Origin of the sequence: Flammeovirga aprica JL-4 (genome assembly GCF_012844305.1) — a bacterium.
GTDB lineage: Bacteria > Bacteroidota > Bacteroidia > Cytophagales > Flammeovirgaceae > Flammeovirga > Flammeovirga aprica.
Genome location: NZ_JABANE010000002.1, coordinates 137,919 through 156,100 on the forward strand (window position 1 = coordinate 137,919; position 18,182 = coordinate 156,100).

The following is an 18,182-nucleotide window of genomic DNA, read 5'->3' on the forward strand; positions in this document are numbered from 1 at the left end:
TTTTTCATTCTTAATTATTCATTTTTCATTTCCTATTTATTCTTTGCTGACTTTAAAATTGAACTTAAGAGAGCTAAAAGCTCATTACAGTCCTTTAAAAATGAATCTGCTAATTTGGTATCCAAGTAATCACTATCCCTTAAAAGTCTGAGCCAATAATGACTTTCCCTTGTTTCTTTTAATGAGATTTGCAATTTGGCGATAAAATCATTTTTGGATTGACCACCAATAGCCTCTTCCACATTAGCACCAATAGAAGTACCACTTCTAAGTAACTGCTTTGACAAGGTGAACTCCTTCTTTTCCTCCTTCAAGTACTTATATAGCTTGACTATTCTTAATGCAAAATCATACGACTTTTCTTGGACTGCATTTTTCATTCTTAATTATTCATTTTTCATTTCAAAGAAAGAATTTCTTTGATTAAACCTTCGCTTTCTTCCTCTAAAGCCAACATTTCAGTGCTTACTTCCTCTAGGCTTCTTAAAGGTTGATGTTTATAGAAATACTTATTGAAACTGATTTCATAACCAATTTTTGTGGCTTCTAAGTTGATCCATGCTTCCGGTACATGAGGTTGTACTTCTCTGATAAAGTAGTCGTGAATTTCTTCTTTTAGAGGAACATTTTCGTTGTCTCTTAAATCACTTTCTGTTTCATAGACGATATACTCCGTTCCACTTTGATGCTCATAGCCAAAGTCTGATAATTGCTCTTGTGAACAACCCAAACGATCCAACAGTTTTTCTAATTTATCTTCAGAAAGTTTCTCTTTCTTTTTGATTACTTTCTCGGCATTTTCATCATACCAAGACACAGCATTGTAGATCAAATTCTTTTCTGAAGCAGAGAACTTCACTTTTCTAGCTTTTAATTCTGCTTCTACCTCCGCTTTAAATACATTGAAGTCGTTGTACTCTTCTGTACCGATAGCTTCTAATAATTGTTGTGCGGTTTGATAGACCTTCAAATGCTTGTCCCAAACCGTTGGAGTTGTCAAAGATTTGATCGCTTTGGCATTAAGGTTCAACTCCTCTTCTTCACAATATTTTTTAATCTGCTCCGTATAATCACCAATGTTGGTATAAACCCCTTCACCAAATTCTTGGTATGCCCATTCCATTGGTTCACGAAGTTTGCTATCAAAACGAAGTCCTGCAATACGCTCTACTGTAAATTGAGCCTTTAATCGCTTCGGACGTTCAATAGTCACTTTATAATATCCAAAGTCAGCATTATCAAATACCTTAGAAGCAATTCCTTTTTCACCTTCTCTTTCTACTGCATCAAGGTTGAGGTAATTTTGAGTGATGGTTTCAATATCTTTTGGTGAAAACTCACAGTTCTTGTTTCCTAAGTTTTTACGCAATTTCTGATACAACTGCCCTGCATCAATCAACTGTACTTTACCTTTACGGTTACTTGATTTATTGTTGCTCAATAACCAAATGTAAGTCGTGATACCTGTATTGTAGAAGAGGTTGTTGGGTAATTGAATAATCGCATCCAATAAATCATTTTCAATGATATAACGACGGATATTACTTTCTCCACTTCCTGCATCACCCGTAAACAAACTCGATCCATTGTGAACAGAAGCAATACGAGAACCCAAGTGATTTTGAGAAACTGCTTTCATTTTATCCACCATCTCCATTAAGAACAATAACTGTCCGTCAGAAGAACGAGGCGTAGCATCCACCTCTTCCTTAATGCCCCAATAGTCCGCTAACTTCACAATAAAACGGTCATCAATCACATCCTTTCCGTCTTTGATATATTTCAATTCAGAATTCCATGATTTACCGTAAGGAGGATTGGAAAGCATAAAATCGAATTTAGTATCACTAAACTCATTCGTTGCCAACGTAGAACCACTTTTTATATTTTCAGGGTTATTCCCCTTAATCATCATATCCGATTTACAAATCGCATACGTCTCGTCATTGATCTCCTTACCATACAGATACACATCACCCGAAGCCTTAATTTTTCCTTCTTCGTCTTTGATAAAGTTTTGTGATTCTGTCAGCATTCCTCCCGATCCACAAGCAGGATCATAAATCGTCATCACCGGAGGTAATTTATCTTGGATAGGATCAAAAACAATACGCGTCATCAACTCAATTACCTCACGAGGTGTAAAGTGTTCTCCCGCCTCTTCATTATTGTCTTCATTGAACTTACGGATCAACTCTTCAAACACATACCCCATTCCCAAATTGGATAAAGGAGGTAACTTTCTTCCCTCTGCATCTACCTTCTCTTTAGGCGTTAAGTTGATTTCACCCGAGGTAAATTTCTCCAACACATCCAGCAACACATCTTTGTTCGCCATGTGCGAAACCTTCCCTTTCAACTCAAACTTCTCAATGATCTCTTGTACGTTAGGACTGAAACCCTGTAAGTATTCCATAAAGTTCGCTTCCAAGATCTGCATACTGTTCGTAGCCGTCTCTTTCAAACGCTTCATCGTCCACTTCGACGTATTGAAGAATACATAACCCGAAGCATCCTCTAAACCTTTGGCATCAAACTCTGTCAACTCCAACTCTTCTTTTTGGAACTTGACTTCTTCCATTACGGCATCCTTCGTACCTTCCAATAAGGCATCCAAACGGCGTAATACCGTCATGGGTAATATTACATCTCTATATTTTCCTCGTACATAAACATCTCTAAGACAGTCATCAGCAATCGACCAGATAAAGGATACGATTTTGTTGTGGGAAGAATGGTTCATATATATCTGTATTGTATTTTTTAGCTTGTTATATAGGGGCATGAATATACTGTAAATTGAAACAAAAATGTAATTCAATTAATGTTTTTATTACAGTTCTCTTGATTTATAAAGATAAACAAGGAAGCAAAGAGAGGAAATCGTTTTGGTCTTTGTTAGGATTTGTTTGAAAGAAAAAAAATAAAGTTTGTAAAATGCCTACACTTTCTTCACTAATTACACGGTTGAAGAAAATGCAGGCATATTTTAAAACCAATATTAAAGAAATGAACTTATTCCACTCATGTCTATTGTGTATGAGAACTTATTGGCAGAAACAAAAGAAATTTGATGTATTGGGTCGTAATCACAATAAGCTGAAATTTCATCAGAAATTGGTATTGTTACTATCCATTTGACTTCCCTTTCTGAAACTATAGATACTCTTACCTTTTTACCATTATTAAAAAAGTTATACACATATTCTGGTAATTTCGACCTGAGGTGATCACTTCTTTCTGAAATCATATAAACTTCTAGTTTCCTTGCAAACGATTTCAAAATGTTATTCATCAAAGTTTCATCTTTATATAAAGAATCATTGAATTTTGATATAGCTTCAGAGCGTTTTAAGTTTAAAGCATTATAAATATTCTTTACCATCTTTATTTCCTCTTCAGAATCAAGAATTTCTTTGTCTAAAAAAGGGTATTTTGATACGCTAGATAATTTATCTACTTCCTCTAAAATACAAGTACAGATTATTCCATCAATCAAAATTGATAGGCTTTTAAGATCAGCCGAAATATTTTTTTGTTCCTCATTAGAATTTTTCCCCATAGATTGAAGAACAAATTCATCCAAATCTATTTGAAGAGCTTCCGTAAGTTTAATAATATTCTCTCCTGTAATTTTATTTCCTTTTTTCTCTAACCTGTAATAGTTAGACCTATCCATTCCTAACCTTTCAGCAACTTGAAGCTGAGTAAGTCCCTTTCTTTCTCTTATGTCTCTTATGGTTTTACCAAAATCAATATCCATGTTGTCATATTTTTATAATTGTAAAGATAAAGAGTTTAAAAGACAATAATAAGCGTCAATTTCAAAGCATTCAAATTCTACATAATATATCATTTTATACAATTTTAATGTTGTTATTTATGACGCTTAATATTATTATTTAAATAATATATATAATTATATAATGTTAATTTGAATTAAAGTTTTGAATCAAATAAAAAAGAAGACTAATTGCCTCAAGAAAATATTTTTCTGGTGAATGTCTTCGACCTTATTGAAGACAAAAATTAAAAAATAAAAAATATGGCGTTATACAACGACCAAGGGAACTACTCCTACAGTGACAAAATGTATGGATCAAATAATATTGTAGATTCATATGCAATACTTCAGGCTATTCACAAGCTAACACATCAAGTTTCTCAAATTCAAAAAGAGGTAACAGGCCAAAAAGAAGAGAGAAAAAAACAAGAACTTCCTTCTAGTTTTTCTGTAGCAACTGCATCAGAGTTTTCAGGAATTTCAAAAGATGGAATAAGAAAATCTGCCAAAAGTGGAAAGTTTAATTACTACCAAAATGGTTCTGGCAACAACTGCAAGATGTTTATTGAGAAAGATTCTTTTTTGGAGTACTTAAAATCAATATCAACGAAGACAGATAAGATATGAATAGAAACTCTACAGTATATTACTGTCTATATAATCTCATTGCTGACATATCACCTGTAAATTTTTATGAAGTTGATCATAAGGATTCACCTAAAAATTTTAAGAAAGATGAAATCGTTGTAATCATTGTAGAATTCTTTCTCAAAGAGACCAAAAAGGGCGGGTTTTACTTTAAAAGTGATAAGTCACATTGTAAGGTTTATTATGAAACACATTGGGTAAATTTAGATACACAACTGATTGGTAACTTACTTACACAATGTGCACTAAAATTAAACGTTGATAGTAAGTTAGCAAAGCATCACAAATTCAAGGATAATCTAACAAGTCAAATATTATCAGTAATTGAACCTTGTATTCAAAATGATAAAGACTTTATACTCTTAAACCTTGAAAATGGAACTTTACAAATTGAGAAAGATTCTTACTGGCTTAAAAATTTTGACCCAAAAGATGACCTTGATTACAAGCTAAACTATTGTTTTGACCCAAAGGCAAAAGCAGATCTTTTTCTTGAATTTCTTGATGAGGTAATCCCTGATAAGGAAAAGCAAATCAACTTACAAGAGTTCTTTGGCTATCTGTTCATCTCAAACTTAGATTTTAGTTTATCTAAAATTTTAGTTCTCTACGGAGAAGGTGCAAATGGAAAAAGTGTGATATATGAGTTGGCGAGTGCACTACTACATCATTCTAATATAAGAAGCTATTCAATAGAAAAACTTACTGATAATTCTGGTTATGCAAGGTATGATATTTCTGGACGCATACTCAATTATGCTACTGAGATCAGTAAATCATACGATATCAATATGATAAAGAAGATAGCATCAGGAGAACCTATTGATATAAGACAACCTTACGGGGTTCAAATGGAAAGTAAAAGCTACGCAAAACTTATTATCAATTGTAATGAGCTTCCTACCATTTTTGAATATTCTAATGGTTTTTTTAGACGTTTGCTCATTTTACATTTTGATAAAATAATAACAGAAGACAAACAAGACCCAGAACTATCAAAAAAGATAATAAAAAATGAGTTACCTGGCATTCTTAATTGGGTGTTAGAAGGTAGAACTAGGTTATATCGTAATAGAAAGTTCTCAGCTTGTCAAAGTAGTAAGCACTTGATGGCAGAATACAAAAAAGACAGTGTAACTCAATTTATTGAAGAGTTTAATTATCAATATGATAATGAAAACTATATACTTCAGTCTGACTTGTATAAGCACTACACATCATTTTGTCAAGAACAAGGGATCAAACCTTTCATCTTGAAAAAGTTTAAAAGTGTGTTTCAAAAAAACAATTTTAACATAGAACGTAAAAACTCTGGTATGGTCATTTATACCAGCAGATTACAACCCTAATTTTAAAAACCCAAATTCTTTCACTTTGCTTCATCATATCAATGAAGAGAGTGAAAGAATTTATAAAACTTAATAAGATGAGTTATTCAACTCAAAAACAACTCTATAACAATCCATTCGGTTTATTATACAGTAACTGCTGTTTAGTAAATCCTCAGAAATGCTATATCACTTCACTTGTGTATACTGTCAATCAGTACAATCAACAGGATAATGAGGTGCTGACAGAAGCCATTAAAGAAGAACTTGAAAGTGTAAGTTTTTTCTATCCCTCTTTCAGTCTAAATGAGAAGGGAAAGAGGGATTATAATGGAATAATAACGATAGAATTACGGTATCCATTCCCAGATAATTCAATGGTGATGGACATGGTTAGAAATAAACTAACAAAGAATAAAAATGTATATATCATTTCGTATTCCATAACTAACGATAGTCTTTTGTTATTTTTCAAGTCTACCAATAGCAATCCAAGTTTACATGATAAAGTGGGAGCTGTAATAGCCAATACTTTAAGACAGCAGATTGATAATTGCCACGATTTAAAAATATATGCGGCTAACGAAAAATGTTATTATCCTTCTGATCCTTCCTCATTTATAAATTATAATTCAACTCCATTCCTCTTTAAATATCAAGAGAAAGGAGCATTATATAATGGAAGAACTAATTGGGAAAATTATAACCTCTACTCGTGTTTAAGGAATAGAAATATTAATAAACTTAGAAATGGAGATGAGTATGAATATAAAATGTTCTTTTCACTATGTAGGATTTACAATATACCACTAGAGATAGCTATTCAGTTTCTAAAAAACAACCATATAAATGTCGATGTAAAAAGAGCTTATCAGCTTTTTGAACATTATCTATTCATCAAAAACTATTTAGATTTTAAATCAAATTTTAAAAGTAAAAAATATCATGCATAAAAATTACGATCATAGAATCACACAAAAGCTTATCCATCTAGTAAAAGGATATCAGACTGAGTTTATAGAAAAGCCATTCGGCATTAGAAACAGGAACCTCTATTTTTTCTCATTCATTTGTTCCAGAATATTACCACTGTTAAGCATTATGTCTGGAGTTACCTATATAGGATTAGTAATGAATCAAGTGTTTAATATTCACACTGCACTTGTTATAGCCACTGTATTTATCATTGGTTGGGAATTTTTAAAAGGTGAATTGATGTACAGTTTCTTTAGGAAGAAATTCATCTCAAAAGTAAACTACTTTGAACTGTCTTTAATTTTATTCCTGATAATAGGCAGTACTTTCTTTTCCTATAATGGGGCGACTTCTTATTATCACAACCTGTCCGATCAGTCTTATGAAATCAAGCAAAATTTAAATGAACAGCTCGCTAAAATTGATAGCACTGCTCATGAACAGACCGCTTTATACACTCTAAAAATCAACAACTTAGAACGCAACAAGAAAAAGAGATGGGGAAATTTACTCACAAAAGAAGAGAATGAACAGATCATTCTTTATCAAAAAGAAATCAATACCATACAAAATAATACTCTAACTGAAAAAGCTGTTTTAAAGGATAAAGCACAAGAAATAATAGACGCTAAAATAAAAGATGCTGAAATACCTCTTTTACTTATCGGATTCCTTTTTGCTATCGTAGACCTTCTCATAGGATCAGCGTATTGGTACACCATTTACTATAAGTATGAATCGATTCGTGAGGTTGAATGGATGGTCAAAAGTAAAGAAACGGGTAACATATATACAGAATCAATAAAAAGACATTGGGAGGAAGAAACAGTAGAAAAACCAACCATTGAAATTGATCAAAATGAGGAGGCGGAACTTAAAATCCCTGAGGATGAAAAATGGATTGAATTAATAAAAGCCTTAAAAGAGGGAGGATCTGATATGCGCTCCTTATGTAGACTAGGTTTCAATCCAAGACAAATAAAAAAGGTCAAAAACTACATAATATGACACTTTTTGTCGAGCTGTCCGCATCCTTTTAACTTTGCCTACATAATGTAATAAACACCTAAAAACAAACTAAAATGTTAGAACAAATCATGCAACTTAGGAATGAAGGTTATTCCTTTCAGCAAGTTGCAGACCAAGTAAACCTAAGTAAATCTAGGGTTCAACAAATCTACAGAGAAAATAAACCTGTAGAAGAAATCTATAGCAAATTTAAGCAGGAGCTTGAAATTGCAAATCAACGAGTTGATCAACTTGAAAAAGAAGTTGAAGCAAAGGAGGATGAAATCAATGATTTCATCAATAATATTGACCAAGACACTTCTCATCTAGATGAAGAAATTGAAAGTCTTAAAACTGCTCTTGAAGAAGAAAAAGAGAAGTCTCAACAATTGATATTGAATAAAGAAGATGAAGAGTATCAATATCAAAATGATTATGAGGAACTCAACGATGATTATTTAGCTCTTGATAAAGAACATAAGAACCTTCAAAGCCAATATGATGATCTTTTGAAAACAAATGAATCTCTTGAAACATCTCTATTAAAAAGAAAAAATGAAGAGAAACATGTACTTCAAGGTATTAAGAAAGTTCAAGATTTTGAGAAAAATCAAAATATGATTTCAACATTAAAAGAAGATTTCGTTGAGATTGTAGAGAGTGTTCTAGATACTGAAGGTGAAGCACTCATACCAAATGGTTTCGCTTATATCATTCATGATATTCAGCTTTGGCTTGAAAGCCTTAAAAGATTCAATCTCGAAAATGAATTTTCAATTCAAAAATCGTTAGCTCAAAAGCTTATTCAAGCATTAAAAAGTGCCGATCAACAATCTTTTGAAAAAGAAAAACTGACCATTACATTTCCGATACAAATGGTCACTGAATTAAACCTTATTTTAAACAACAATTAAAAATATGACACAAAAAGACAATGATGCACTAATTAAACTTTTAGGTGGTGCATTAGCAATTTCATTCATCGGTGAAATGTTCTCTTCAAAACCAAAATCTGAGGATAATCATCAAGAGGACGATGAAGAGACAACTGTAGATATTCCATATGAAGAAGCTCAAGAACCTCCTGCACTTTCTGGCGGAGAGTATAAGATAGATTGGGAATAAAGAAAAACCCCATTGCAGATTTAGGTCTGTGATGGGGTTTCGTCTTTATAAATGCCACTTTTCACTTCAAGAATAAGTGTAGCATTTTGAATGATAAATTTATCAACCATGTAATTAATGAAGAAAGTGAAGATGAAAAAGAAACTTTATTTTTTTAATCTTCATTACCTAAGTTCAACCCTCTTTCCAATTCTTCGATAGTAGGCAAATCGCTTTTCAGATTATCTGGAACTACCTCAGTAAATTGAAATTCACTTATACCCATAGGCTTATTGATACCTCTTAATGCAAACTCTGCTTCAAGGTTATTTTTATCTCGACAAAGAAGAATACCAATGGTAGGATTGTCATCAGTTCCTTTTACTAAGCTATCAACCGCTGAAAGATAAAAATTCATTTTTCCTGCATATTCAGGAATAAACTTCGTGTTTTTTAACTCGACTACAACATAGGCTTTTAGTTTCACATGATAAAACAATAAATCTAGGTAATAATCATTCTCAGCAATTTCTAAATGGTATTGCCTACCCATAAAAGCAAAGCCTTTGCCCAACTCTAATAAAAACTTAGAAATATGATTGACTAACTGATTCTCAATGTCTCTTTCTACATAAGGTTCACTTAAAGTAACAAAATCAAATAAGTAAGGGTCTTTTATAGTTTGCTTCGCTAAATCAGATTGAGGGGCAGGTAGAGTAGTTGAGAAATTGGTAATTGCTTTGCCTTGACGTTGGTATAAATTAGATTTTAATTGAAGCTCAAAAGTATCTCTACTCCAATGATTTTCAATAATTTCATTTACATAAAACATCATTTCGTTAGGAGATTTAATTTTTGAAATGATTACTTTAATATGCCCCCAAGGTAACTGACATACAAGTTGTTTGACTAATTGTCCCCCAGACTGGGGGACAATTTCTTTATTTTTATTTTGTCCCTCAAGTTGGGGGACAATTATATTATTAAAGTAAGTATAAAATTGACGTATATAATAAAGGTTTGTTCGAGAGAACCCTTTAAGGTTTGGGAATTCGTTTTTTAAGTCATTCGCTAACTGAGTTAAAGCCTTATCACCCCATGCAGATGACTCTATTTTTTCAAAAATAATTCCACCAAGGGTATAATAGAAAACAATAAGCTCCTTATTTGCAGCTAAAACAGCCTTTACTTGAGCATTTTGAATTTGAGATTTTACTTCTTTATACCAGCTTAAATATTCTTTATTAGATACTAAATCCATTACTTTTCAATCTTATATTTTATCATTTATGAAGGTAACACTTTTTCTCAATAGTGTAATTAGTGAAGAAAGTGAAGGTGAAAAACAAACTTTCTAAAAAATTGAGGCTATTTCCAACTTTTGAAAATAGCCTCGTATGAATTAATAATCAAAATTCTTCATTGTTTCCATTTTCTTATCTGGAAGAAGATGAGCATAAACCAAAGTACTTTTATAATCTTTATGCCCTAAAAGTTCTTGAAGCTCCTTTAAACTAGCTCCCTTAGAAATCACATTACTCGCAAAAGTGTGTCTGGCACTATGCGTAGTGATTTTCTTATCAATACCTGCAATCAGCATTATCTCTTTTAGATAGGTATTTGTCTTTTGATTTGAGTTCAATTGATAAGGTTTAACTATCAATTCCTTAGCCCTTTTTGAAAGATATAAAGTCACACTATTCAAGGTTTTAGTTTGAGCAATTCTTATGGAATCATCTTTTCCATTATAATGTAATAGGCGATAGTAATCACTGTATCTCACCCCTGTATAACAAGCTACTAAAAAGTAATTCAATACATTTTGAAGTCGTCCTTCTAATTCTCCTGAATCAAATAAGGCATTAAGCTTTTGTACTTCTTCTGGTCTTAAGTATTCTTTTTCTTTTACCTCTCTTGTTAATTTAAAAGTATTGAATGGATACTGATTCGTCAGACCTTTTTCAAATGCAAGTTTTATAAATTCTCTTACAAACCTTAGCTTCGTTTCAGTAGTATTAATCTCATATCCTTTCTCATAATTACACCAACCTTCGTACTCTTCTAAGAAATCAACTGTCACTTCTTCAATCGTTAAATGACCTCCATAGTTTTCCTCTACAAACTCTATTAAAGTATTGAGTCGAGCCTTAGCAGTTCGATAAGTATTATGGCTAAATTTCTTTTTCCTTTTTCGCTTCTTTTCTAGTTCTTCAGAAGCAAAGTGAATGAAATTACGGTTATCAAAACCATTTAACACTTTGATAACATCATCTACTGTTACATTTCTTTCATGTAGTTTTTCATACTCAATAAAGTCATGAGCTTTACGTAATAATTTATTGAGTCTAGTATTAAGAATATTAGCATTGGGTAAAGATGCCCCACCTTTTCTTTTCTCTGCAGATGGAATTACAATTGGATCATAGAGCTTTGTTTTATCCCAATATTTTGGTTCAATCTCGATCTTAGAACTGATACGAGTGATTTTCCTTTTTAAGGTAAGTCGTAACAGTATCGGACATTTACCATTCACCTTAATTCTTGATTCAATAATTTCGAATTTCACTTTCATGTTTTTTTTTTAGATTTTAATATTGAACATGAACGCAAGAACCTGATTAATCAAATCTAAAATAAAAAGTGATACTTTTTGCAGAATGGACACTCTATTCACCTCAAAAACAGTATACTTTCTGCATTTTTTATCGTTATAACTGTCTTTTGTTGTTCAAGATAATAGAGCCAAAAAACAACATTTTAGAATTGTTGTTCGGTGATTTTGAATTGAACAACAATTGAACAACTATTTTAGAATACTTTATGTAAAATGTGTCTTTTTATGGAAGGTCTAAAAACCAAAAACAGCTATCTCGTTATTGAAATAGCTGTTTCGGTAAAATTGATAAGGTAGGTTTATACCGTAAAGTAGCCCCACCGGGAATCCAACCTATCATTTTTACAAAATCATTCACTTTCAAAAAACAGCCTTAATAACACAAAAATAAAGTTTATTGATTTTTGAAGATTTTACAAGATTGCTGAAAGGTTGAAAAATAGCACCCACATTAGCACCCATTCATAAAAGTGTGTATATTTGTTTTAGGGATTATTTTATAAAATGGTATGGCAACAATTAACTTATTCATAAAAAATAAGGACGTAAAGCAAACAAGTATTACGGCTATTATTAGAGATGGAGGAAAAAGGATAATTCTTTCAACAGGAATTAAAATACCTCCCAAACATTGGAGTGCAAAAAATCAAAAGGTTTTAGGAGTTAACCCCGATGCAATCCAATACAATAGAATAATTACAGAATTTAAAAGTAAGGCTTTTAGTATTTACCAAGATGCGAAGTTGAAAGGGTTGATTGTTAACGGTGAGTACATGCGTGAAATGATGACTCCAAAAGAAAAAGCCGTTTCCAAAGTCAATACTTTTTGGGATGCTTATGATAATTATTTGGAATACATCTCTAATAAAAATGCTGATAAGACTATAAAAAAATTCAATACCCTAAAAAACAAGCATCTCAAAGGGTTTGAAGAAACAAAAAAGGTTTCTTTTGATTTGGATAATATTGGTGTTACTTTCTTCAATTCTTTTCAATCCTTTTTGGAAAGTCACCAAAAATTAAGAGTTGACAGTGTAGGCAAGTATTTAAAGAACTTCAAAACCTTCTTAAACTGGTGTGTATTAATGAACATTACCGAAAATGAAGAGTATAAAAAGTTCAAAGTGAAGCACCAACCTCAAACATTAAGACCAATATTAACCAAGGCTGAAATAGAAAAACTTAGTAATACCTCTTTTGATGCAGATTACTTGAACAATGCCAAAGATTTACTTGTATTGTCATGTTTGACGGGGCTAAGGTTTAGTGATTACAGCAAGATAAACAAAGCTCACATAAGGACTGACCAAAACGGAAAACGTTACATTACCATTAGGCAGACCAAAACAAACGAACCAATTGAAGTACCATTAAATAAAACTTCTAACAGAATTGTAGATGATCTATTAGAAGGTGTAAAGGTTCGTGTGATTAGCAACCAAAAACTAAACAAATACATAAAAGAGGTCTGCAAATTGGCGGAAATAGACGAACTATTTGAAGTACACGAATTTAGAGGGAAATTTAAAACCTCCAAGAAAGTGCACAAATATGAGCTAATAGAAACCCATACAGGGAGAAGGTCTTTTGCTTCCAATTTGTTAATTGATGGTCTTAATAGTGAGATTGTTATGAAATTCACAGGGCATACTGATTATAAGAGCTTTATGCGTTACGTCAATGTACCCAAAACTGAAGAAATGGATTTAGTTAGAAGGGCTTTAGGAGGTTAGTTTAAATTATTACAAGGTTAAAATAACTTAGAATTATAATCTTTGGAGATTTTATATATGATAAATGAATCTCTAAAAACCTTAATGTTATACCTTTGCTAGATACAACATCTAAAACAATGATTACAAAACTTAAAATACAAGGATATAAATCGATAGAAGAATTAGAACTCCCCTTACAGTCTATAAATATTTTGTTAGGAGGCAATGGAGTAGGTAAAAGTAATTTTATTTCTCTCTTTGTTCTATTGAGAAAAATATATCAACAGCAATTACAAGAATATGTTGCTCAAAAAGGTGGAGCAGATCGCCTTTTTTACTATGGAAAGAAAATTACAAATAGTATTGATATAGATTTAGAATTTGGTAATAAAGAAGGAAAGGGGTACAATAGATTTTTATTAGGGCTAAAACCTGTCCAAGATGAAGTTTTAATTCATAACACTTTAACTGCTTTCAAACCTGAAACAAATTGGCATTATAAAAATTATGATGAGAATGTTAGGGAATCAGGTTTCAGGTTTAGAAGAGATAGCCAAGCATACTATGTTAATGATTTGTTACGCACATTTTCTGTTTATCATTTTCATGATACAGGGGATAACTCTCCCTTAAAAGGAAAATGTAGAATTGATGATAATGAATTCTTACAACCTAATGGTAATAATTTACCTGCCTTTCTATACTTTCTACAAGAAAAGTCTCCTCGTTCATTTTCAAGAATAGAAAATACAATCAAAAATATAGCTCCCTTTTTTCATCATTTTAAATTGAAACCTGATAGAATTAATGATCATATGATACAACTAGAATGGGCAGATAGTGGGAATATAGAACATTATTTTAATGCTTATGATTTATCAGACGGCACACTTAGATTTATAGCTTTAACAACATTACTTTTACAGCCTGACCCACCTAAAACAATAATTATTGATGAACCTGAATTAGGATTACACCCTGTAGCTATCAATAAGCTATCTGCATTAATAAGAAAAGTTTCTAAAAAATCTCAAGTCATTGTTTCTACTCAATCAACTAATTTCATTGATAATTTTGATCCGCAAGATATTATCGTAGTTGATAGAAAAAATAATGCTTCAACATTTAGAAGACTAGAAGAAGAAAACTTAAAAGAATGGTTAGAAGATTATACTTTAAGTGAAATTTGGGGTAAAAATATATTTGGAGGTCAACCTTATCGATTTTAATTATGAAAAGATTAGTTTTTATTGTAGAAGGAGATACAGAACTCATATTAGTTGATAAAGTAATAATTCCATATTTGATAAATCAAGGTTACGGGCATATCTACATGAATGGACAACCTATAGTAACTAATAGGAAATTACATAAAAAAGGAGGACTCACTACTTATAAACATCTACAAGATGATATTAGAAGAACGTTAGCACAAGGGGATGTTATCGTTACCACACTAGTTGATTTTTATGCACTTCCATCTAACTTCCCTAACTATTCGAGTAATTCTGACAATGTAGCTAACATTGAAGATGGAATTCATAGTGATTTTCAAAATACAGATAATTTAATTCCATACATACAACTACATGAAGTTGAAGCATTAATGTTTTCCTCAGAAGATGGGTTAGCTTATATTCTACAAGATGAAGATGAAAGTTGTATAACTAAAGTACGTGAAATAAGAAGCCAATATACTAACCCAGAACAAATTAACAATTCACGTTTAACAGCACCCTCAAAACGTTTGGAAAATATTTATGATTACGATAAAACAGGAGATGGTGGTGAAATTTTTGAATTTATAGGAATTGAACCTATGTTAGAAAATTGTCCAAGATTTAATGCTTGGATTCAACAAATAATTCTAAGGTTAGAAGAAGGACATTAAATTAATAACATACATAGAAACTAACGATCACTTTTATATAACTACAAATTAAAATTCTAAAAAATGACAACTCAAGGGAAATACTATTGCGTTGAAGGTATAGGTTCTGACAACAAAAATGAGCATATAAGTAAACCATATAGAATTATATTCTTGGATAGTAATTTCCCGTTTACTTCATCTATAGTAAAAGGTGCAAGAGGTTATAATACTCTAAAAGAATTAAGAAAACATGATGAAACTTGGATAAACTATTCACAAATAGATAGGAAGTCTGCTATGAAAATTTGTGAAAAAAAATTTATTTTTTATTCAAGACATTTTGTTATCACTCCTTCAGACGAAGAGTTTAATGAAGTAAGTTATAAACTTCTTAAACACACAATATTTGGAGAATTAAAAAAAGAAATAACAGGAATTCATCTTATTTCGGATTTAAACCCTCATATAAAAACTGTTACCCAAAAATCTCACGAAGACAAAAATGGAGTTTGGATAGCTGATGTTGAATATTATTCCAAGGAAAGAGATAAATTATATCTAAAACAAAACTCTTCAATGTTTCCTAAATCGTGGTGCCCAACAACTTTTATGTTCAAAATATTCACTGCTTATAAGGTTAAACAACAATGCAAATCAGATTCTAGTATCTTTCATTCAATAACTGATTGTGGTATAAAAGTCGATTTTGTGATTAAAAATAATATTATGAAAACTGTTTACCCATTATATCTAGGTGATAATTAACTTTTGAGGTTAAAAGAATTCATTACCTAAAGCTTGGTTTTTCTATGCTTGACCGTAAAAATCTTCCATCAGGGTATTTTTGAAACAGGTCTTGAATCGTATGAAAATTTCTGTTATTACTAAAAATATGTCTAACACTTTTTTTTATGATCTGATAATTATAGTGTTTCACATTTTCAGGGTTGACTTCTAGAACTGAATTATCCAATTCTAATAATTCAGGATATGACCTTTTACTTACTATACTCAAAGAATAATAAGGTGATAATGGCATATACATTTCATATTTATTGTCAACAATACTATTTTCGTTGAATATCCCAATAGATGGATTGTCTGAACTTAGAAAAGGTATATCAGAATTATTTTTCCAAAAAAGAAAAATTTTATCGTCGAAAACTGATGATAAAACTTTTTGTACATTATCACTTAAAATCAAGGATTTTTGAGTTTGTTTGGCGTCAAAATCAAGATCGGATAAATCTATATTTACCTTCTCTTTTAATGCCTGAACAAGTACTTCATGTTGAGATGGTAGTCTTTTTCTAAAACTGGTTGTTCTTATCATTTGAATAAATACAAACTCAAACATTATTTTCTTTTCATTAGGTGTTAAAACATTATGCTTAAGTTTAAGTTTGTCAAATAATTTAATCAGAATTTGCCCAAAAGAAGCTTCTATTTTTCCTAGACTCTTTTCAGTCTCTTGCTTATTATCAGGTTGATCATAAAAAAATTTATGAAAAGCAACATTATCAACACTACTGGCATACACATCATTTTTCTCTTTGTCATACACAAATATTCTCTTATTCTTATTGGTGAACTTTCTTAAATAAACTCGTGGTACAAAATGTTGTTTTTTAACGTTATTCATAACTTATTTTTTATGGAAGTCAGTCAGTATAAAAGTAGGATTTAAATAAAAAATTAACCTAATAACATATTATACTTGTCATAAGGTCTAGGTACTTCTTCAATCTCTAAAATCATATCTTTAGTTACACCTTTTTTTAAAAGTATTGAACATTCATTTTCATCTATACCCCACCAATAGTCGTAGATAATTTCAACAGATAAACTATCTACTTGATCTACTGGTACCTTCGCTTTTATTAATGCTGACTTTCCTGAATCTGCAAGCCTGTTTTTAAATGGAACTCCAAACTTCATTTTTAATCTTTCAGCCAAGTTTTGTAAATACTCTGAACCAAATAGATAATGATAATCAAATTCTAATAGACTCTCTCTATCAATACATAAAAATACTCCTTGATCTGTATCAAAAGGTGGTTTTTCAAAAAACAGATCAATCTCTTTAATTAATTGGCTTTTAAACTCATTTGAATCTGTATTTAAAATCAATTTATGTTTTGCCTTTTCTAAAAGAAATTTAGGATTTGGTACTTTTAACCCTACTTTTTTAATACTTGCAATTTCCTCTTTGTCTAAATTAGTTCCATGATAAGCGATTATGTAACTATACTTTTGGATAAAAGATTGGTAAAAATCAGGATAACAATTAAAAGATTCTAGAAACTCTTGGCAACTCATTTCTGCTATATCAAAAACACTTTCAGAACTTATACTGTGATCAACAAACATTATATTCACTTTAAGATATTAAACTCTCACCTCCTTGTATTAATAGCTTCACTCCTTGTTTTATGAGTTCCTTTTTACCTTCTTTCATAAAATCTATTATAAGTTTTGCAAACTGAGGTCCTTGTTTTGTTATCTTAGCCAAGATCATACATGTTTTTTCAACTACCCATTTCTTTGGCTTCTGCGTTAGTTCAAGCTTCAATTGATTAATATCTCCTTTTATTTCATCAATATCTTTGCTATTAGACTGAGTAACAAATTCACCAATATTAGTTTCAATGTAAGTCATATAATTATCAATAGCTAAAATCTGATCAGGTGATAAAGGTTTGGTTTCAGCGTCTTCATCTTCTAAAATTTCAAAGTAGGAATAATATTCTTCTTGAAAACCCTTTAAAATAGGGTCATCTAAAATTGTTTCTGTATTATTGTACTCTTCAATAATATTCAGCCAAGAATCAAACCTCTTATTTAATTCCCCAATTGATAATAAACGCTTTTGTAATCCTATATTCTCGGAATTAATTGGGGAAAACTCGATATGATATTTCCCTTCTTTCTTATCAAAGCTGATTATTTTAAAATAGAAATCTGATTCAGAATCAATATCTAAAAACTGAAGAATAAAATTATCTCCCCCTTCCTCAGGTTTTACTAAATTAAGGTGTTTCTTATTTTTAGGTTGAAAATTTTTAATGATGCTAAGAGGTAGTTTTTTTTTCATTTTGGATTGCTTGTCTTTTAAGAAATAATTTATTGAAAT

At 31.0% G+C, this 18,182-nt stretch carries 18 protein-coding genes; 10 read left to right on the forward strand and 8 right to left on the reverse strand.

Annotated features, from left to right (window positions below; genetic code table 11):
• Positions 1-32 precede the first annotated feature (32 nt).
• From HHU12_RS01285 to HHU12_RS01295, 3 genes are all read right to left on the reverse strand, one after another.
• Positions 33-380, reverse strand: coding sequence for a four helix bundle protein (locus tag HHU12_RS01285; RefSeq protein ID WP_169654330.1), 348 nt, complete (start codon positions 378-380; stop codon positions 33-35).
• A 17-nt stretch (positions 381-397) separates the two neighbouring features.
• On the reverse strand, positions 398-2,743 hold the full coding sequence (locus HHU12_RS01290; protein WP_169654331.1) for a type I restriction-modification system subunit M: 2,346 nt from the start codon (positions 2,741-2,743) through the stop codon (positions 398-400).
• A 258-nt stretch (positions 2,744-3,001) separates the two neighbouring features.
• Positions 3,002-3,763: a helix-turn-helix domain-containing protein gene (locus tag HHU12_RS01295; RefSeq protein WP_169654332.1), complete on the reverse strand. Its 762-nt coding sequence runs from the start codon at positions 3,761-3,763 to the stop codon at positions 3,002-3,004.
• A 282-nt stretch (positions 3,764-4,045) separates the two neighbouring features.
• On the opposite strand from HHU12_RS01295, the gene HHU12_RS01300 reads away from it, so the two are divergent.
• The 6 genes from HHU12_RS01300 (at position 4,046) to HHU12_RS01325 (ending at position 8,868) form a co-directional block, all read left to right on the forward strand.
• Positions 4,046-4,411, forward strand: a complete 366-nt coding sequence (locus tag HHU12_RS01300) for a hypothetical protein (RefSeq protein WP_169654333.1) — start codon at positions 4,046-4,048, stop codon at positions 4,409-4,411.
• Entirely contained in the window at positions 4,408-5,781 is a 1,374-nt protein-coding gene (locus tag HHU12_RS01305; RefSeq protein ID WP_169654334.1) for a DNA primase family protein, read from the forward strand. The genes HHU12_RS01300 and HHU12_RS01305 overlap by 4 nt, the downstream gene beginning before the upstream one ends.
• Positions 5,782-5,858: 77 nt before the next feature.
• Complete coding sequence (locus HHU12_RS01310) at positions 5,859-6,713, forward strand: hypothetical protein (RefSeq protein WP_169654335.1); 855 nt, start codon at positions 5,859-5,861, stop codon at positions 6,711-6,713.
• Positions 6,706-7,743: a hypothetical protein gene (locus HHU12_RS01315; protein WP_169654336.1), complete on the forward strand. Its 1,038-nt coding sequence runs from the start codon at positions 6,706-6,708 to the stop codon at positions 7,741-7,743. The genes HHU12_RS01310 and HHU12_RS01315 overlap by 8 nt, the downstream gene beginning before the upstream one ends.
• Before the next feature lie 74 nt (positions 7,744-7,817).
• Positions 7,818-8,657 (forward strand): hypothetical protein, encoded by an 840-nt coding sequence (locus HHU12_RS01320; RefSeq protein ID WP_169654337.1) that lies wholly within the window; start codon positions 7,818-7,820, stop codon positions 8,655-8,657.
• Positions 8,658-8,661: 4 nt separating this feature from the next.
• A complete protein-coding gene (locus HHU12_RS01325; protein ID WP_169654338.1) occupies positions 8,662-8,868 on the forward strand; it encodes a hypothetical protein in 207 nt (68 codons plus the stop codon).
• 154 nt (positions 8,869-9,022) lie between these two features.
• Here the strand turns inward: HHU12_RS01325 and HHU12_RS01330 are convergent, their stop codons facing one another.
• Positions 9,023-10,108 (reverse strand): PDDEXK nuclease domain-containing protein, encoded by a 1,086-nt coding sequence (locus HHU12_RS01330; protein ID WP_169654339.1) that lies wholly within the window; start codon positions 10,106-10,108, stop codon positions 9,023-9,025.
• Between the two features lie 141 nt (positions 10,109-10,249).
• Positions 10,250-11,419, reverse strand: a complete 1,170-nt coding sequence (locus tag HHU12_RS01335; RefSeq protein WP_169654340.1) for a site-specific integrase — start codon at positions 11,417-11,419, stop codon at positions 10,250-10,252.
• 551 nt (positions 11,420-11,970) lie between these two features.
• Between HHU12_RS01335 and HHU12_RS01340 the strand changes: the two genes are divergently transcribed.
• The 4 genes from HHU12_RS01340 to HHU12_RS01355 all read left to right on the forward strand — a co-directional run bounded on the left by HHU12_RS01340 (position 11,971) and on the right by HHU12_RS01355 (position 15,814).
• Positions 11,971-13,194, forward strand: a complete 1,224-nt coding sequence (locus HHU12_RS01340) for a site-specific integrase (protein ID WP_169654341.1) — start codon at positions 11,971-11,973, stop codon at positions 13,192-13,194.
• Between the two features lie 119 nt (positions 13,195-13,313).
• Positions 13,314-14,405 (forward strand): AAA family ATPase, encoded by a 1,092-nt coding sequence (locus tag HHU12_RS01345; RefSeq protein WP_169654342.1) that lies wholly within the window; start codon positions 13,314-13,316, stop codon positions 14,403-14,405.
• Between the two features lie 2 nt (positions 14,406-14,407).
• Positions 14,408-15,067 (forward strand): DUF4276 family protein, encoded by a 660-nt coding sequence (locus HHU12_RS01350; protein WP_169654343.1) that lies wholly within the window; start codon positions 14,408-14,410, stop codon positions 15,065-15,067.
• 63 nt (positions 15,068-15,130) lie between these two features.
• Positions 15,131-15,814 carry an EndoU domain-containing protein gene (locus HHU12_RS01355; protein ID WP_169654344.1) on the forward strand — a complete coding sequence of 228 codons (684 nt, stop codon included), beginning with the start codon at positions 15,131-15,133 and terminating at the stop codon, positions 15,812-15,814.
• A 22-nt stretch (positions 15,815-15,836) separates the two neighbouring features.
• Here the strand turns inward: HHU12_RS01355 and HHU12_RS01360 are convergent, their stop codons facing one another.
• Genes HHU12_RS01360 through HHU12_RS01370 form a run of 3 tightly spaced genes read right to left on the reverse strand, consistent with a single transcriptional unit; the run spans position 15,837 to position 18,143 of the window.
• Complete coding sequence (locus HHU12_RS01360) at positions 15,837-16,691, reverse strand: DUF4238 domain-containing protein (RefSeq protein WP_169654345.1); 855 nt, start codon at positions 16,689-16,691, stop codon at positions 15,837-15,839.
• Positions 16,692-16,744: 53 nt separating this feature from the next.
• Entirely contained in the window at positions 16,745-17,419 is a 675-nt protein-coding gene (locus HHU12_RS01365) for a hypothetical protein (RefSeq protein WP_169654346.1), read from the reverse strand.
• A gap of 10 nt (positions 17,420-17,429) precedes the next feature.
• Positions 17,430-18,143, reverse strand: coding sequence for a hypothetical protein (locus HHU12_RS01370; RefSeq protein ID WP_169654347.1), 714 nt, complete (start codon positions 18,141-18,143; stop codon positions 17,430-17,432).
• Positions 18,144-18,182: the final 39 nt, after the last annotated feature.

Coding starts and splice junctions, on each gene's coding strand:
- HHU12_RS01370 (WP_169654347.1), bottom strand. CDS start 18,143: ATGAAAAAAAAACTACCTCTTAGCATCATTAAAAATTTTCAACCTAAA.
- HHU12_RS01305 (WP_169654334.1), top strand. CDS start 4,408: ATGAATAGAAACTCTACAGTATATTACTGTCTATATAATCTCATTGCT.
- HHU12_RS01340 (WP_169654341.1), top strand. CDS start 11,971: ATGGCAACAATTAACTTATTCATAAAAAATAAGGACGTAAAGCAAACA.
- HHU12_RS01365 (WP_169654346.1), bottom strand. CDS start 17,419: ATGTTTGTTGATCACAGTATAAGTTCTGAAAGTGTTTTTGATATAGCA.
- HHU12_RS01350 (WP_169654343.1), top strand. CDS start 14,408: ATGAAAAGATTAGTTTTTATTGTAGAAGGAGATACAGAACTCATATTA.
- HHU12_RS01335 (WP_169654340.1), bottom strand. CDS start 11,419: ATGAAAGTGAAATTCGAAATTATTGAATCAAGAATTAAGGTGAATGGT.
- HHU12_RS01345 (WP_169654342.1), top strand. CDS start 13,314: ATGATTACAAAACTTAAAATACAAGGATATAAATCGATAGAAGAATTA.
- HHU12_RS01330 (WP_169654339.1), bottom strand. CDS start 10,108: ATGGATTTAGTATCTAATAAAGAATATTTAAGCTGGTATAAAGAAGTA.
- HHU12_RS01290 (WP_169654331.1), bottom strand. CDS start 2,743: ATGAACCATTCTTCCCACAACAAAATCGTATCCTTTATCTGGTCGATT.
- HHU12_RS01310 (WP_169654335.1), top strand. CDS start 5,859: ATGAGTTATTCAACTCAAAAACAACTCTATAACAATCCATTCGGTTTA.
- HHU12_RS01285 (WP_169654330.1), bottom strand. CDS start 380: ATGAAAAATGCAGTCCAAGAAAAGTCGTATGATTTTGCATTAAGAATA.
- HHU12_RS01355 (WP_169654344.1), top strand. CDS start 15,131: ATGACAACTCAAGGGAAATACTATTGCGTTGAAGGTATAGGTTCTGAC.
- HHU12_RS01360 (WP_169654345.1), bottom strand. CDS start 16,691: ATGAATAACGTTAAAAAACAACATTTTGTACCACGAGTTTATTTAAGA.
- HHU12_RS01325 (WP_169654338.1), top strand. CDS start 8,662: ATGACACAAAAAGACAATGATGCACTAATTAAACTTTTAGGTGGTGCA.
- HHU12_RS01320 (WP_169654337.1), top strand. CDS start 7,818: ATGTTAGAACAAATCATGCAACTTAGGAATGAAGGTTATTCCTTTCAG.
- HHU12_RS01295 (WP_169654332.1), bottom strand. CDS start 3,763: ATGGATATTGATTTTGGTAAAACCATAAGAGACATAAGAGAAAGAAAG.
- HHU12_RS01315 (WP_169654336.1), top strand. CDS start 6,706: ATGCATAAAAATTACGATCATAGAATCACACAAAAGCTTATCCATCTA.
- HHU12_RS01300 (WP_169654333.1), top strand. CDS start 4,046: ATGGCGTTATACAACGACCAAGGGAACTACTCCTACAGTGACAAAATG.